Origin of the sequence: Streptomyces fractus (assembly GCF_049844455.1) — a bacterium.
Taxonomy (GTDB): domain Bacteria; phylum Actinomycetota; class Actinomycetes; order Streptomycetales; family Streptomycetaceae; genus Streptomyces; species Streptomyces fractus.
On sequence record NZ_JBMYHI010000002.1, the window covers coordinates 3,724,143 to 3,737,058 of the forward strand.

Below are 12,916 nucleotides of genomic sequence, written 5' to 3' on the forward strand. Positions count from 1 at the left end.
GGGGTCGGCGCCCCCGGCGTGGCGTCCCTCTCCCGTGTCACACGCGAGGTTGACACGCGGGCGGCCCTGCGGGCCCGCCAAGGATTCCGCCAGGGATGAATGGCGCGATTGCGGCCGGGGTACCGCGCAGCCCCCTCCACTGCGCGGTACCGACGCGCAGCTTTGCTCACGCGAATTGCCGTTGGTCTGAACTTACGTGATTCTTAAGCGGCATTCGATCGCGTATCGATAACGATCCGGATCGGTCGCTCAGAGCCTGTGAACAAACCCCCGCCGTCCGCCCGAAGGGCGGGCGTTGCGGCGTCCGGTGCGTGCGATCGCAAGGCGCCGGAGCGTCCTAGTAGCGGAGCTACTCGGATGTTTCGGCAACGCCGCGAGCGTGCGTGCCGGACGCCGCAGCGCAGGCGGGGGTTTGTTCACAGGCTCTCAGCGCGTCCAGGCGCGTTCGCGCAGCAGGCGAAGGCCGTTGAGGCCGACCAGGACGGTGGAGCCCTCGTGCCCCGCGACGCCGAGCGGCAGCGGCAGGTGCCCCGCCAGGTCCCAGATCACGAGTCCGGCGATGAACACACCCGCGATGACGAGGTTCTGGACGACGAGGCGGCGCGCACGCCTGGACAGCGCCACCGTGCGCTCCAGTGCGCCCAGCTCGTCCCGTACGAGGACCGCGTCCGCGGTTTCGAGCGCCAGGTCGGAGCCGCCGCGGCCCATGGCGACACCGGTGTGCGCCGCGGCGAGCGCGGGTGCGTCGTTGACTCCGTCGCCGACCAGGAGGACGGTGCGGCCCGCGTCCGCCAGCTCGCGTACGGCGTGCGCCTTCTCGTCGGGCAGCAGGCCGGCCCGTACGTCGCCCGGGGCGATGCCGACCTGTTGCGCCACGGCGGATGCGGCGTGGTCGTGGTCGCCGGTGAGGAGGATCGGCGCGGTGCCCGTGCGGGCGGCCAGCGCGCGGACCGCCTCCGGGGCGGTGGGGCGGAGGGTGTCGGTCAGGGTGACGCGGCCGGCGAGCTTGCCGTCCACCATGACGGCGACCTCGGTGCCGGGGGTGGTCGTGGGTGGCACGCCCATGCGGGCCGGGGAGCCCGCGGCGACTTCGGTGGGGGCGCCTGTGTGCGCCGCGGCCCGGGACACCCTGGCCGAGACGCCCTTGCCCGGTACCGACTCGAAAGCCTCCACGGGGTGGAGCGCCAGACCCCTGCCGTGGGCCGCCGTGACGATCGCCCGGCCCACCGGGTGTTCGCTGCGCTGCTCCACCGAGGCCGCCAGGGTCAGCAACTCGGCCTCGGTGTACGGGGGTTCGGGGCGGACCTCCGTGACCTGGGGGACGCCTTCCGTCAGGGTTCCGGTCTTGTCGAAGGCGACCGTGTCGGTGCGGCCGACGCGCTCCATCACCACCGCCGACTTGATGAGCACGCCGTGGCGGCCCGCGTTCGCGATCGCCGACAGCAACGGCGGCATCGTCGCGAGCACCACCGCGCACGGCGAGGCCACGATCATGAACGTCATGGCCCGCAGCAGCGCGTCCGTGAGCGCGTCGCCGAGGGCGAGCGGGACCAGGAAGACGGCGAGGGTCGCGGCGACCATGCCGAGCGCGTAGCGCTGCTCGACGCGTTCGATGAACAGCTGGGTCGGCGCCTTGGTGCGGGTGGCCTCCTCGACCAGGGCGACGATGCGGGCGATGACCGTGTCGGAGGGGTCGCGCGCGACGCGGACGCGCAGCGACCCGGTGCCGTTGAGTGTTCCGGCGAACACCTCGTCGCCGACGGCCTTGGGCACGGGGAGGGGTTCGCCGGTGATGGTGGCCTGGTCGACGTCGCTCGCGCCGTCGACGACGCGGGCGTCGGCGCCGACGCGTTCGCCGGGGCGGATCAACAGGACGTCGTCGATGGCGAGTTCGGAGGTCGGGACGGTCTCCTCCGCGCCGCCGGAGGTGAGGCGGGTGGCGGTCGCGGGGGCCAGGTCGAGCAGTCCGCGCACGCTGTCCTCGGTGCGGGCGGTGGCGAGCGCCTCCAGGGCACCGGACGTAGCGAAGATCACGACGAGCAGGGCGCCGTCCATGACCTGCCCGATCGCGGCGGCGCCGAGCGCGGCCACGACCATCAGGAGGTCGACGTCGAGGGTCTTCTCGCGCAGCGCCCTGAGGCCTTCGAGCCCGGGCTCCCAGCCCCCGGCCACGTATGCGACGGCGTACAGCGGGCCCCACAACCAGGCGGTGGTGCCCAGGAGTTGGAGCGGGAGGGCGAGGAGGAAGGCGGCGGTGGCGGCCGCCGCCCAGCGCGCCTCGGGGAGGGCCAGCAGCGGCGTACGGGCGCCGCGGGCGGCGCGCGGCGCGGCGGGGGCGGGTGCGGCGGCCTCGGGCGGCACGGAGGCGGACACGGGTGCGGGCATGGGTCTCACGATACAGGAACACATGAAGACCTCTTCATGCATGCCATGGCAGTCGGTCGTCACGTGGATACGATGAGCCCATGGGCCATGGAATCGATCACAAGAGCAGCACCCGCGAGCGGCTCGACGCCGTAGGTGCCGCCGAGGTCGCGGCGACGCTCCAGGCCCTGGCGACCCCGTCGCGGCTGCGCATCCTGGCCCGGCTTCAGGAGGGGCCGTGCGCGGTCGGCGACCTCGCGGAGGCGGCGGGCCTCGAACAGTCCGCGTGCTCGCACCAGCTGCGACTGCTGCGCAATCTGGGCCTGGTCAGCGGCGAGCGCAAGGGGCGCTCGATCGTCTACGCGCTGTATGACGACCACGTCGCGCAGCTGCTCGACCAGGCGCTTTTCCATGTGGAGCACCTGCGCCTCGGACTGCGCGACGAGGCATAGCTTCCCGCGGTCGCGCCGACTTCAGTGCAACGCGAGGCGGATGCCGGCGATGCGGCCCGCCTCGTCGAAGCCGATCTCGGCGGGGACGGAACCGGGCAGCTCCGCGGCTATCTGCCCGCCGTTGTCCCGGTACGCCACCCCGTGGTGATCGAAGAAGCCCGCGACCAGGCGCCGGGCGTCGACGCCGAGCAGACCCTCGGCCTGCACGAGCGTGCGCGGCAGCGTGACCGGGTCGAGGGCGGCGCGCGGCACCTGCGGGTCCTCCGGCAGGAAGTAGACCTGGGTCTCGGGGTTCGCGGGCACGCTGATGTAGCCGGGGGCGCCCGTCACGCCCATCCCCGCGAAGGCGAGGGTCTCGGCGGCCCGCCGGGGCTCGGGGAAGCCGGACAGGTCGAGCACCTGGGTCGTGAACTCGGCTATCCCCTGGCTCTGGCCGAAACGCCCCACCTGCTCGGAGAGCGCCGCGACGGGCGTCCCGCGCAGTTCGGGGTTGGCCCAGCCCCACATCCACGACCGCTGGGCGGCGTCATAGGTGCCGAGGACCCCGACGCGCAGGTCCACGTTGCCCTGCCGGTAGCGGCACGTCGGCAGATCGGCCGTCCACGACCCGTCGGGCAGGAACGCCATGAGAGCTTCGAGCTGAGCGCCGCCCCACGCCGCGTGCCGCTCGGTCTCGTAAAGGAAAGCTTGGCTGAATTGCGTGTGGCTCATGGGGCGGGACCTTACGCGAGACGCCTGTAGGGGCCAGAGTTACGGGGACGGCCCGGGCGGCCGGGCCGCCGGCTACGGCTTGCGGGCCTCGATGAGATGCCGGGTGCTGTGGGCCACGAACGGGCCTTCCCGCTTGATCTGCTCATGCAGGCTTCGGAGTTGGGGATCGTACGCGTCAACGGTGAAGCCCGGCACCATCCACACGACCTTGCGAAGAAAGTGGACAACGGCCCCGATGTCGTGAAACTCGATGCGCAGCCGCTCGGCGCGCAGATCGACGATCTCCAGTCCGGCTTCCCGCGCCCGCTGCGCCTCGTCGTGCGGGTCGCGCCCGCGCCGGGTCGCTTCCGGCTGCGGCCCCAGGAAGTACTCGACGACCTCGAACACGCTGCTGGGGCCCACGTGTTGGGCGAAATACGTGCCACCGGGACGCAGCACGCGGGCGATCTCGGCGAAGTGCGCCTTCACCGGGTGGCGGGAGGTGACCAGCTCGAAGGCCGCGTCGGCGAAGGGCAGCGGAGCGTCGTCGGGCGAGGCGACGACGACCACGCCGCGGGGGCTCAACAGGCGGGTGGCCTTCTCGACGTTCGGGGGCCAGCCCTCGGTCGCGGCCATCAGGGGCGGCAGCTTCGGCGCCAGGTTCAGCACCTCGCCGCCACCGGTGTGCAGATCGAGGGCGGATTCCACGCCCGCGAGCCGCTCCCCCATGAGACGGGCATACCCCCACGAGGGACGCTCCTCGGTGGCCCGTCCGTCGAACCAGGAGAAATCCCAGCCCTCGGTGGGTGCGGCGACGGCCTCGGCGACGAGCTCGTCGTAGGGGCGGTCCGCGTGAGTGGGACGAAGGTTGTCGGAAGTGGTCATGCTGCGCATGATCGCAGTCACATGGGGTCGGATTCATCTCGGTTTCGCCCGTACTTCGCCTGTACTAGGGGTAGCCCCCGGGGCGGTCCGGGGGTTGCCCCTCTTCCGTAAAACAGGGGGATCGCACGTACCCTTGGCGTTCCCCACCGGCATTGCCCAGCCCCCCACACCTCCATCAGGCCCGTCCGTCCTACCGCCTCACCGCAGAAATGCGAGCACATGTCCGTACGTTCCGCGATAGCGACCTGGCTGACCCGCCTCTACTTCTCCCGGCTTCGCAGAAAGGGAGGAAGTCTCGACCTGTCCGTACTGTCGAGACTTCCCGACGCCGTGCTGCTGCCGCTGCGCCGCGAGGGCGTGGACCCGGTCCCCGAGATCGGTGCGCTGCGCGACCGCGAACCCGTCAGCAAACTGCCGATGCCCGGCATGACGGTGTGGCTGGTGTCCGGCTACGACGAGGCGAAGGAGGTCCTCGGCAACGCGAAGGCGTTCAGCAACGACTTCCGCAACCTGGTGGGGGTGGGCGGCGCCGAGGCGGAGCAGCACCCCGGCGGCCTCGGTTTCTGTGACCCGCCGGACCACACGCGGCTGCGCCGCCTCCTGACGCCCGAGTTCACGATGCGCCGGCTGTCCCGGCTCACGCCGCGCATCCACGCGATCATCGAGGAGCAGCTGGCGCAGCTGGAGAAGGCGGCCCGCGAGTCGCCCGACGGCGCGGCCGACTTCGTCGAGCACTTCGCGATGCCGGTCCCCGCGCTCGTCATCTGCGAACTCCTCGGCGTCCCGTACGAGGAGCGCGACGCGTTCCAGCAGTTCTCGGTCGCCCGTTTCGACGTACTGGGCGGTGCGGGGGCCTCGTTCGGCGCGGTCTCCCAGTCGCTCGACTACCTCCGCGGCGTCGTCGCGGAGCAGCGCCGCAACCCCGGCGAGGGCCTGCTCGGCATGCTGGTGCGCGAGCACGGCGACAACATCACCGACGAGGAGCTCACGGGCCTCGCGGACGGCGTCCTGACCGGCGGCCTGGAGACGACGGCGAGCATGATCGCCCTCGGCACCATGATCATGCTCAAGGACCGCGAGCACTTCACGGCGCTGCGCGACGCGGAGGACCCGGCGACGGTCGCGGCCCCCTTCGTCGACGAACTCCTGCGCCACCTCACGGTCGTCCAGACCGCCTTCCCGCGTTTCGCGCGCGAGGACATCGAGATCGGCGGGGTTCAGCTCGCCGCCGGCGACATAGTCATCGTCTCGCTGAGCGCGGCGGACCGCGATCCCCGCCTGGGCGGGGAAGGTGACGACATGGACGCCTTCCTCCCCGCGCGCCCGCCGACCTCGTCCCACCTGGCGTTCGGCTACGGCATCCACCGCTGCATCGGCGCGGAACTCGGCAAGATGGAACTGCGCGCGGCCTTCCCCCAACTGGTGCGGCGCTTCCCGGAGTTGCGGCTCGCGGTGGAGCCCTCGGAACTGGAGTTCCGCAAGCTGTCGATCGTCTACGGGGTGGAGCGGCTGCCGGTGGCAATCGACTGATCCGTGTCACGGCGGGCCCGACCGACCCGATGAGCCCTGTCGAGGATGTCCAGCGGGTCGACCATGGGCGGGTAGCTCGGGGCGCACTCCGGGCACGCATACACGTTGAAGCCGGGGCCCGTCGGGGCGTGCACTTCGTGGACCAGGACCGGTTCGTCGGTGGTGCGTTGGCAGCGGGCACACATGCGGCGCGGCGGGCGGGGTGGGTCGTTCGTCACCGGGCACCCCCGTGGATGAGTTCGGGACGCGGCCCCACGTCGATCCCGACGGTGGCCAAGTAGACGTACGGCCGCACGATGGCGCTGGCCGCTCCATCGAGCCGTTCCGTGAAGCGGGGCGGCGGGCCGCCCGGCAGTACGGGGGCGTGGGTCACCGCAACCAACTGACGGTGGCGGCCGGTTGGGGCGGGCATACAGAGGCGTAAGGCCCAGCAGAGGGCTCGGAGAGTACGATCCAGCATGTTGACGCTCCTACGAGGCGTTGACCATGCCCCGGGACGGCTCCACCCGTCGCCGGGGTCTTCTGCGTTCACCATAGTGCCGGAACGTAGCCATGCATAGCGGTTAGTTGCACTCCATACGTAAGGGCAGCTCACGACCGTCGTACATTGTTCGAATGGCAGAAGAGTCAGGACGGAACCGGCATCCGGTCGACCCGGACAAGATCGCCTACGTCTACATGCAGGTGGCCGACTACATCGCCGGGCAGATCGCCGACGGGACACTGCGCCCGGGGTCACGCCTCCCTGCTGAACGCGACCTCGCGGAGCAGTACGGCGTCGCCTACCTCTCCATCCGCCGAGCCGTGAAGGAACTGCGCGAACGCGGTCTCGTAGTCACGCTGCCTTCCAAGGGGACGTTCATCGCCTACCCGGAGGCCGGAGGCGAAGAGTCGGACAAGAGCTGAGTCGGTGACGGTTACCCACAAGAACCCGGCCGCCGGTTTGACCAAACTCCGCACTGTAGGCGGGAGTTCGCGTTCACTAGCCTCGCGTCATGAGGCGACGTAAGCGTATGGGGACGACGCGGATCAGGTCCTTGCAGCGAGTGCGGGACCGGGGCGAGCAGCGACGCGAGCGGCGGGGCCGCGGCTGGGGCAGGCGCGTCGGGCGGCGAGCCGAGCGGGTCCGGCCGTGGCTACAGTTCCTCGCGGATGTGGCGACGCTGCTCGTGAAACTGGCCCGCTGAGTTCTCAGTCCGACTTCGGGAGAGAGACTTCCACCCTGCGGTTCTTCTTGCGGCCCTGTTCCGAGTCGTTGTCCGCGATCGGGTAGTCCTCGCTGTAGCCCCTGACTTGAAACGTGATGTCCGCGCCCTGCGCGCCCAGCGCCGCGGTGAGCGCCTCGTGGACGGCTTCCGCGCGATTCTTCGACAGCTTGAGCCCGTGGGCGTACGAGCCGAGGTTGTCGGTGAACCCGAAGACGCGTACGGAGCTTGCCTTCTGGTTCTCGATCTCGTCGGCGATGGCCTGGATCCGGGCGTTCCCGTCGGGGTTCAGCTTCGAGCTGTCCTTGGGGAAGAGGACCTCGGCCTGGAGCGCGAACGTCACGTTCTCATTGGTGTCCGTACGGCGTTCCTCACCGGAGAGGTCCTCCACGACCGACTTGATGTCCAGCACCTTGGCGGGCGCGAGCGTCGCACCGTCGGCGAGCTTCAGCCCCGGGCTGTTGGCGTCCACCGAGGGCGGCGGTGAGCTGCTGGTGCTGCCGGGCGGGGCACCTGTGGGCTCGTCGTCGGCGACCGCGACGCCGGTGGTGAGCAGGAGGGCGGTCGCGGCGGTGAGGACGGTGGCGGTCCGGTGACGTCGGGGCATGGTTACTCGCCCTCGGTGAGGTTGAGTTGGGCCGGGGGCATGGTGGGCACTTGGAGCTGGACCGACTTCGTGCCCTCCGGCGGGGCGGGGAATTGGGCGAACCAGTCGGCGCTCTTGCCCTGGTCGATACCGCCCTCGAATTTCGTGCACAGGCATCGGCCCTGGGTGTCGCGGAGGACCAGGTATTTCTTCTTGCCTTCTTGGTCCACCAGGCTCGCCCCTGCGATGGAGCCACCGTTGCCCTGGAGTTCGGTCTCGTCGCTCTTCCAATCCGTACCGAGCCACAACGCCGAGGTCCCGTTGGTCACCGTTCCCGTGACGTTGAGGAAGCCACCTTGGTCACGCGTCGCCGACGTGACCGCGAGCGTGATGCCGTTGCCCTTCACCTCGACCAGCGTCTTGTCCGTCGCGGGCGCCGAGGGCTTCGACTTGCTGTCGCTACCCTGCTGCGCGGGCGCCGAGGACTTCGCGGCGTCCCCCTCGTTCTCGTCACCGCCACCGCCGCAGCCCGCCACGGACAGGACCAGGCCGGCCGCGATCGTTGCCGCAGCCAGTGCCCGGCGGGTGGTCGTCGTACGCCGAAGGTTCATCGCTGCGGCTTCCCTCTCTCGTCAGTCGGCAAGGCGGACGGCGAACAGGTCGGACGCGTCCGGCAGGTCGTCCAGGTTGAAGTCCTCCGGGTCGAATTTCAGCGGCTTGCCGTCGCAGGTGAGCTTCAGGGGCTTCTTCGGGTCCGCGTCCACGGGGACGTCGCAGCGTGGCTGGATCACCGCCGTGGCGTGCGCCTTCGCCGTCTTGTTCTCCGTGCCGGGGATGATCGTGTCGCCCACCGTGTGGAGGGTCTCCACGCCGACCTGGTAGCCCGGATGGTTGTTGACCTTTATGAAGGCCGGCCCGTCCACCACTTTGGCGTCGTTGGCCGCTGCCAGACGGCCCGCCGCGGCCCCGGGCGCACCGTCGTCCTTGGGGTCCATCCCGTCCAGCCAGTCCAGCCAGTTGTCGCCGCCTTCGAGCGCGTCGCCCAGCCCGAGCATCAGCTCGTCACGGGCGGACTGCGCTGCTGCCAACGCAGCGGCGTCAGCGGCGGACTGAGCACCGTTGCGGGCGGATGCCGCCTGAGCGAAAGCGAAAAAGGCGAACGCGGCGAACAGCAGAATGCCGGTGAGCCAGATGTAGATCGGCAACGTCGAACCACGATCGCCTCGCGGCAGACGGATACTCAGCCGCCACCCGTAACGCGGCCCACCGCGGTGCCAATGGCCGTGCCGATCTTTCCGTCCAATCCCAACTGATCGATCGCGACGAAAATCCCCGCGATCAGAATCATCAGCCCCGCATACTCCACAAACCCGGCCCCGGAATCCCGCCGGTCTCCGCGAACCCGCTCTCCCAACGCATTGGTCCACATCAACCACGCCCCGAGCAGTTTGTCCCTGATCACGGGATCCCCCTTCCGTCGCCTCCATCGAGGCAACCAAATCAACACACGCAACGTACGTGAACTGCGACCCTCCGCACCCGCTTTCGCAAATTAAGAGGACGTTCTTGGCCGGAAGTTGTCGCCTTGTTGCCGGACTCGTCATGGTGCATCAGCGCCCCAAGATCGAACCGAAGTTGGTGCCCGACCCCAGGAACATTCCGGTAGCGATCAGGATCATCGTCGCCGGCAACATGAACACCAGCGTCACCATCGTCGCCTTGGGAATCGTCTTCGCCGCCCTGCGGCGGGAGTTCTGGGCGTCCGTGCGGCGCATGTCCGTGGCGAGTTGGATGAGCGTGTCCGCGATCGGGGAGCCCAGTTCCTCGCCCTGTTGCAGCGCAGAGACGAACTGGGCCACCTGCTCGGAGGCGTTACGGCGGCGGAGTTCGTCGAAGGCCTGGCGGCGGGGGACGCCCATGTCCATCTGGCGCAGGGTGATGCGGAGTTCGTCGGCCCACGGCCCCTCGTACTTCTCCGAGACCCGGTCAAGCGCCTGGCGGAAACCGAGGCCCGCCGAGACCACCACCGCGAGGACGTCCAGGAAATCCGGGAGCGTGCGGTCGATGACTTCCTTGCGTTCCCGTACCGCCTGCCAGATGAGCGCGTCCGCCGCCAACGCGCCGAACGCGAGGGTCAGGAGCCCGAACAGCGGGCTGTCGGCGGAGAGGAAGACCAGGCCCATGACCAGGCCGAACGCCCCGTACACCGCACGCCGCGCGGCGTAGCGGTCGATCGTCAGGCCGCCGGGGTTGCCCGCCATGTCGATCTTCCGGCGCTTCGCGTCCACGCGGCGCGGGCCCATCAGGCGCAGCACCAGCGGCGCGAACCGCATGCCGAGGCGGTCGACCGCGGAGCCGGTGGTGGAGACCCGGCTGGCGCCCACCTCCAGGGCGAGGGCCAGGTCGCTGGGGACCTTGGCGTCCGCCCGGTACATGCGCACGCCCAGGAAGATGCCCAGGGTCGCCACCCCCGCGAGGGCCGCGAGCAGTACGCCGATCATCGTTGTGGACATCGTTCGCTCACACCTCGATCCGTCCGAGGCGGCGGATCACGAAGAAGCCGATGCCGTAGAGGGCCAGCGAGATCAGGATCAGGGTGCGGCCCACTCCCGACTCCGTCACCCGCGCCAGCGCCCCGTCGTTCGACGAGTTGATCAGGAGGAGGGAGCCGAGGCCGAGGAGCGGGACCGTGAAGGCCGTCGCGTTCACCTCGGAGAGCATCGTGCGGATCTCGCGGCGGGTCTCCTTCCTGTCCTCCAGGGTTTTTGTGAGGTTGCGCAGCGAGGAGACGACCGTGCCGCCCGCCTTGTTGGACAGGACGAGGGTCGTCACGAGGACGACGAGTTCGCGCGAGGGCAGGCGGGTCGCCAGTTCGTCCAGGGCGTCGTCCACCGAGCGGCCGAGCGCCAACTGGTCGGCCACGCGCGAGAGTTCCTCGCCCGCGGGAGCTTCGAGCTCCTCCGCCGCCATCGCGAGCGAGGTGCGCAGGGCAAGGCCGGCGGCCGTCGCGTTCGCCAGGAGGCGGGCGACGTCCGGGAGTTGGTTGATGAACGCCTCGATGCGCTTCTGGCGTTGCCAGTTGAGGAAGATGAGCGCGCTGTAGATGGTCACCAGTGCCGCTATCGGGCCGAAGAACGGTGCCAGTGTCGACGCCGCGAGCAGCCACAGGCCCACCGCGACCACGGCCACGTAGACCGAGAACTCGCCCGCCGTCACGTCCAGGCCCGTCGCCGACAGGCGCAGGTGCACCGAGCGGCCGAGGCGGGTGCGGCGCAGGCGGCGGTCGATGGCGGTGAAGCGGCGGGCGCGGCCGCCCGCGCCGACGGCGGCCGGGCCGCCGCCTGCCGGGTACGTGTCCAGGCGCTCGACCAGGTCCTGGCGCCGGGCCCGCCCCGAGGCCAGGGTGTGGATGCCCGCGATCGCGACGACACAGGCGAGGACGGTGGCGCCCAGGGTCAGCAGGACCGGTGTCGTCATCCTGTCGCCTCCCTCGTGTTGCGTACGTCCACCGATTCCACGACGCCGAACGCCGGTGGCACCGCCTCCCCCGCCACGTACAGCCGGTCGGCGAGGACGCGGGGCAGCGGGAGGTGCTCGTAGTAGCCGCGGACCCGGCGGATCTCGTCGTCCGTGGCCCCGGAGACGTAGGGCTGCGCGACGAAGCGGGTCGCGGTGGCGATCTTGAACTGTTCGCGGCCGTGGGAGATGAGGAGGGCGATCTCGGTGACGCGGCGGGAGCCGTCGGCGGCGCGCGTGAGCTGGATGAGGACGTCGACCGCCGAGTTGATCTGGTCGCGCAGCGCCTCGAAGGGGACGTCGACCTCCGACATGGAGCCGAGGGTCTGGAGGCGGGTGAGGGCGTCCTCCGCCGTGTTCGCGTGGACCGTGGCGAGCGAGCCGTCGTGGCCGGTCGACATGGCCTGGAGCATGTCGAGGGTCTCGCCGCCGCGGACCTCGCCGACGATGATGCGGTCGGGGCGCATGCGCAGGCTGTTGCGGACCAGGTCGCGGATGGTGATCTGGCCCTTGCCCTCCACGTTCGAGGGGCGGGACTCCAGGCGGATCACGTGGTCCTGCTGGAGCTGGAGTTCCGCCGAGTCCTCGATCGTGATGATGCGTTCGTGGGGCGGGATGAGCGCCGAGAGGGCGTTCAGGAGGGTGGTCTTCCCGGAGCCCGTGCCGCCGCTCACGATGATGTTGAAGCGGGCTCGGACGCAGGCCGCGAGGAACATCAGCATGTGTTCGTCGAGCGAGCCGAGTTCCAGGAGTTCGTTCAGGCTGTACGCGCGCGGGAAGCGGCGGATCGTGAGTGTGGCGCCGGTGAGCGAGAGCGGCGGGATGATCACGTTGACGCGTTCGCCGGTGGGGAGGCGGGCGTCGACCATCGGGTTGGACTCGTCGACGCGGCGGTTCACCGTGGAGACGATGCGTTCGATCGTCTGCATGAGCTGCTCGGCCGACGCGAAGCGGAGCGGGAGTTGTTCCACCCGGCCCGCGCGTTCCACGAAGATCGAGTCCGGTCCGTTCACCATGATCTCGGTGATCGAGGCGTCCGCGAGGAGGGGTTCGAGGATGCCGAGGCCGAGGGCCTCGTCCACGACGCGGCGGATCAGCTGGGTGCGCTCCGTCGAGGAGAGGACCGGGCCCTCGCGGCTGATGATGTGGCCGAGTACGCGCTCCAGGCGGACGCGGCGTTCGGCGGCCTGGAGGGACGACATCTCCGCGAGGTCGATCTCTTCGAGGAGCTTGGTGCGGTAGACGGCGACCAGGCCCTCGTCGCGGTCGGCGGGTGTAGCGGTTCCGGGGCCGCCGTCTGCCGGGTCGCGGGTGGCGATCACTCGTGAGCGAAGGCTCATGCGTCAGGTCAACTCCCCTCGTTCTCACGGTCGTTCGGCATGGTCGCGGTGCGGTGGACGTTCCAGCCGTCGAAGAGCGGGATGACCGGTGGTACGTGCACGGTCACGGTGTACGTCACCGTGTCGTCGGTGCCGTTGGGCTCCGCCATCGGTCGCAGCCAGGAGCTGGTGGAGGCGGCGGCTGCCGTCTGGGCGGTGCCGGGGGTGAGGGATTCGGCGCGGGCCGCTGCGCGGGCGGCGGAGCCTGCCTGGTTCGCGGCGTAGCCGACGAGGCCCAACTGGATCGCGGCCATGCCGATGACCAGGAGGAAGGGGAGGAAGCCGGCGAACTCCAGCATGGAGACTCCG

At 70.2% G+C, this 12,916-nt stretch carries 16 protein-coding genes; 4 read left to right on the top strand and 12 right to left on the bottom strand.

The annotated features are described in order from the left end of the window. Positions 1 to 426: 426 nt before the first annotated feature. A complete protein-coding gene (locus ACP4E5_RS18545) occupies positions 427 to 2,385 on the bottom strand; it encodes a heavy metal translocating P-type ATPase (RefSeq protein ID WP_425830102.1) in 1,959 nt (652 codons plus the stop codon). Between the two features lie 80 nt (positions 2,386 to 2,465). Here ACP4E5_RS18545 and ACP4E5_RS18550 point away from each other — a divergent pair, with 80 nt between their 5' ends. Further along, positions 2,466 to 2,816: an ArsR/SmtB family transcription factor gene (locus ACP4E5_RS18550; protein ID WP_425830104.1), complete on the top strand. Its 351-nt coding sequence runs from the start codon at positions 2,466 to 2,468 to the stop codon at positions 2,814 to 2,816. A 21-nt stretch (positions 2,817 to 2,837) separates the two neighbouring features. On the opposite strand, the gene ACP4E5_RS18555 is transcribed toward ACP4E5_RS18550, so the two are convergent. Together ACP4E5_RS18555 and ACP4E5_RS18560 are read right to left on the bottom strand one after the other, a co-directional pair. Then, positions 2,838 to 3,527: a DUF6882 domain-containing protein gene (locus ACP4E5_RS18555; protein ID WP_425830106.1), complete on the bottom strand. Its 690-nt coding sequence runs from the start codon at positions 3,525 to 3,527 to the stop codon at positions 2,838 to 2,840. Positions 3,528 to 3,599: 72 nt separating this feature from the next. Next, a complete protein-coding gene (locus tag ACP4E5_RS18560) occupies positions 3,600 to 4,391 on the bottom strand; it encodes a class I SAM-dependent methyltransferase (RefSeq protein WP_425830108.1) in 792 nt (263 codons plus the stop codon). Between the two features lie 219 nt (positions 4,392 to 4,610). Here ACP4E5_RS18560 and ACP4E5_RS18565 point away from each other — a divergent pair, with 219 nt between their 5' ends. Next, positions 4,611 to 5,921, top strand: a complete 1,311-nt coding sequence (locus tag ACP4E5_RS18565; RefSeq protein WP_425830110.1) for a cytochrome P450 — start codon at positions 4,611 to 4,613, stop codon at positions 5,919 to 5,921. A 214-nt stretch (positions 5,922 to 6,135) separates the two neighbouring features. Here ACP4E5_RS18565 and ACP4E5_RS18570 read toward each other — a convergent pair whose 3' ends face one another. Further along, on the bottom strand, positions 6,136 to 6,294 hold the full coding sequence (locus tag ACP4E5_RS18570; RefSeq protein WP_425830112.1) for a hypothetical protein: 159 nt from the start codon (positions 6,292 to 6,294) through the stop codon (positions 6,136 to 6,138). Positions 6,295 to 6,536: 242 nt separating this feature from the next. On the opposite strand from ACP4E5_RS18570, the gene ACP4E5_RS18575 reads away from it, so the two are divergent. Together ACP4E5_RS18575 and ACP4E5_RS18580 are read left to right on the top strand one after the other, a co-directional pair. After that, entirely contained in the window at positions 6,537 to 6,827 is a 291-nt protein-coding gene (locus ACP4E5_RS18575) for a winged helix-turn-helix domain-containing protein (protein ID WP_425830114.1), read from the top strand. An 89-nt stretch (positions 6,828 to 6,916) separates the two neighbouring features. Next, positions 6,917 to 7,108: a hypothetical protein gene (locus tag ACP4E5_RS18580; RefSeq protein WP_425830116.1), complete on the top strand. Its 192-nt coding sequence runs from the start codon at positions 6,917 to 6,919 to the stop codon at positions 7,106 to 7,108. Positions 7,109 to 7,112: 4 nt separating this feature from the next. On the opposite strand, the gene ACP4E5_RS18585 is transcribed toward ACP4E5_RS18580, so the two are convergent. From ACP4E5_RS18585 to ACP4E5_RS18620, 8 genes are all read right to left on the bottom strand, one after another. Next, positions 7,113 to 7,733, bottom strand: a complete 621-nt coding sequence (locus tag ACP4E5_RS18585; protein ID WP_425830118.1) for an OmpA family protein — start codon at positions 7,731 to 7,733, stop codon at positions 7,113 to 7,115. A gap of 2 nt (positions 7,734 to 7,735) precedes the next feature. Next, entirely contained in the window at positions 7,736 to 8,323 is a 588-nt protein-coding gene (locus ACP4E5_RS18590; protein ID WP_425830120.1) for a hypothetical protein, read from the bottom strand. Positions 8,324 to 8,344: 21 nt separating this feature from the next. Beyond that, a complete protein-coding gene (locus tag ACP4E5_RS18595; RefSeq protein ID WP_425830122.1) occupies positions 8,345 to 8,917 on the bottom strand; it encodes a pilus assembly protein TadG-related protein in 573 nt (190 codons plus the stop codon). Positions 8,918 to 8,952: 35 nt separating this feature from the next. After that, positions 8,953 to 9,141, bottom strand: coding sequence for a hypothetical protein (locus tag ACP4E5_RS18600; RefSeq protein WP_425841450.1), 189 nt, complete (start codon positions 9,139 to 9,141; stop codon positions 8,953 to 8,955). A 181-nt stretch (positions 9,142 to 9,322) separates the two neighbouring features. Beyond that, on the bottom strand, positions 9,323 to 10,225 hold the full coding sequence (locus tag ACP4E5_RS18605) for a DUF5936 domain-containing protein (protein WP_425830124.1): 903 nt from the start codon (positions 10,223 to 10,225) through the stop codon (positions 9,323 to 9,325). Between the two features lie 7 nt (positions 10,226 to 10,232). Beyond that, the gene (locus ACP4E5_RS18610) at positions 10,233 to 11,189 is read right to left on the bottom strand and encodes a type II secretion system F family protein (RefSeq protein ID WP_425830126.1); all 957 of its coding nucleotides are present in this window, start codon (positions 11,187 to 11,189) and stop codon (positions 10,233 to 10,235) included. Next, positions 11,186 to 12,568, bottom strand: a complete 1,383-nt coding sequence (locus ACP4E5_RS18615; RefSeq protein WP_425830128.1) for a TadA family conjugal transfer-associated ATPase — start codon at positions 12,566 to 12,568, stop codon at positions 11,186 to 11,188. The genes ACP4E5_RS18610 and ACP4E5_RS18615 overlap by 4 nt, the downstream gene beginning before the upstream one ends. An 8-nt stretch (positions 12,569 to 12,576) precedes the next feature. Beyond that, on the bottom strand, positions 12,577 to 12,906 hold the full coding sequence (locus ACP4E5_RS18620) for a TadE/TadG family type IV pilus assembly protein (protein ID WP_425830130.1): 330 nt from the start codon (positions 12,904 to 12,906) through the stop codon (positions 12,577 to 12,579). Between the last annotated feature and the right edge of the window lie 10 nt (positions 12,907 to 12,916).

Excerpts from the sequence above, each read along its gene's own strand:
- ACP4E5_RS18550 (WP_425830104.1), top strand. The coding sequence starts at position 2,466 with ATGGGCCATGGAATCGATCACAAGAGCAGCACCCGCGAGCGGCTCGAC.
- ACP4E5_RS18590 (WP_425830120.1), bottom strand. The coding sequence starts at position 8,323 with ATGAACCTTCGGCGTACGACGACCACCCGCCGGGCACTGGCTGCGGCA.
- ACP4E5_RS18610 (WP_425830126.1), bottom strand. The coding sequence starts at position 11,189 with ATGACGACACCGGTCCTGCTGACCCTGGGCGCCACCGTCCTCGCCTGT.
- ACP4E5_RS18585 (WP_425830118.1), bottom strand. The coding sequence starts at position 7,733 with ATGCCCCGACGTCACCGGACCGCCACCGTCCTCACCGCCGCGACCGCC.
- ACP4E5_RS18620 (WP_425830130.1), bottom strand. The coding sequence starts at position 12,906 with ATGCTGGAGTTCGCCGGCTTCCTCCCCTTCCTCCTGGTCATCGGCATG.
- ACP4E5_RS18615 (WP_425830128.1), bottom strand. The coding sequence starts at position 12,568 with ATGAGCCTTCGCTCACGAGTGATCGCCACCCGCGACCCGGCAGACGGC.
- ACP4E5_RS18565 (WP_425830110.1), top strand. The coding sequence starts at position 4,611 with ATGTCCGTACGTTCCGCGATAGCGACCTGGCTGACCCGCCTCTACTTC.
- ACP4E5_RS18545 (WP_425830102.1), bottom strand. The coding sequence starts at position 2,385 with ATGCCCGCACCCGTGTCCGCCTCCGTGCCGCCCGAGGCCGCCGCACCC.
- ACP4E5_RS18600 (WP_425841450.1), bottom strand. The coding sequence starts at position 9,141 with ATGTGGACCAATGCGTTGGGAGAGCGGGTTCGCGGAGACCGGCGGGAT.
- ACP4E5_RS18555 (WP_425830106.1), bottom strand. The coding sequence starts at position 3,527 with ATGAGCCACACGCAATTCAGCCAAGCTTTCCTTTACGAGACCGAGCGG.
- ACP4E5_RS18605 (WP_425830124.1), bottom strand. The coding sequence starts at position 10,225 with ATGTCCACAACGATGATCGGCGTACTGCTCGCGGCCCTCGCGGGGGTG.
- ACP4E5_RS18575 (WP_425830114.1), top strand. The coding sequence starts at position 6,537 with ATGGCAGAAGAGTCAGGACGGAACCGGCATCCGGTCGACCCGGACAAG.
- ACP4E5_RS18560 (WP_425830108.1), bottom strand. The coding sequence starts at position 4,391 with ATGACCACTTCCGACAACCTTCGTCCCACTCACGCGGACCGCCCCTAC.
- ACP4E5_RS18580 (WP_425830116.1), top strand. The coding sequence starts at position 6,917 with ATGAGGCGACGTAAGCGTATGGGGACGACGCGGATCAGGTCCTTGCAG.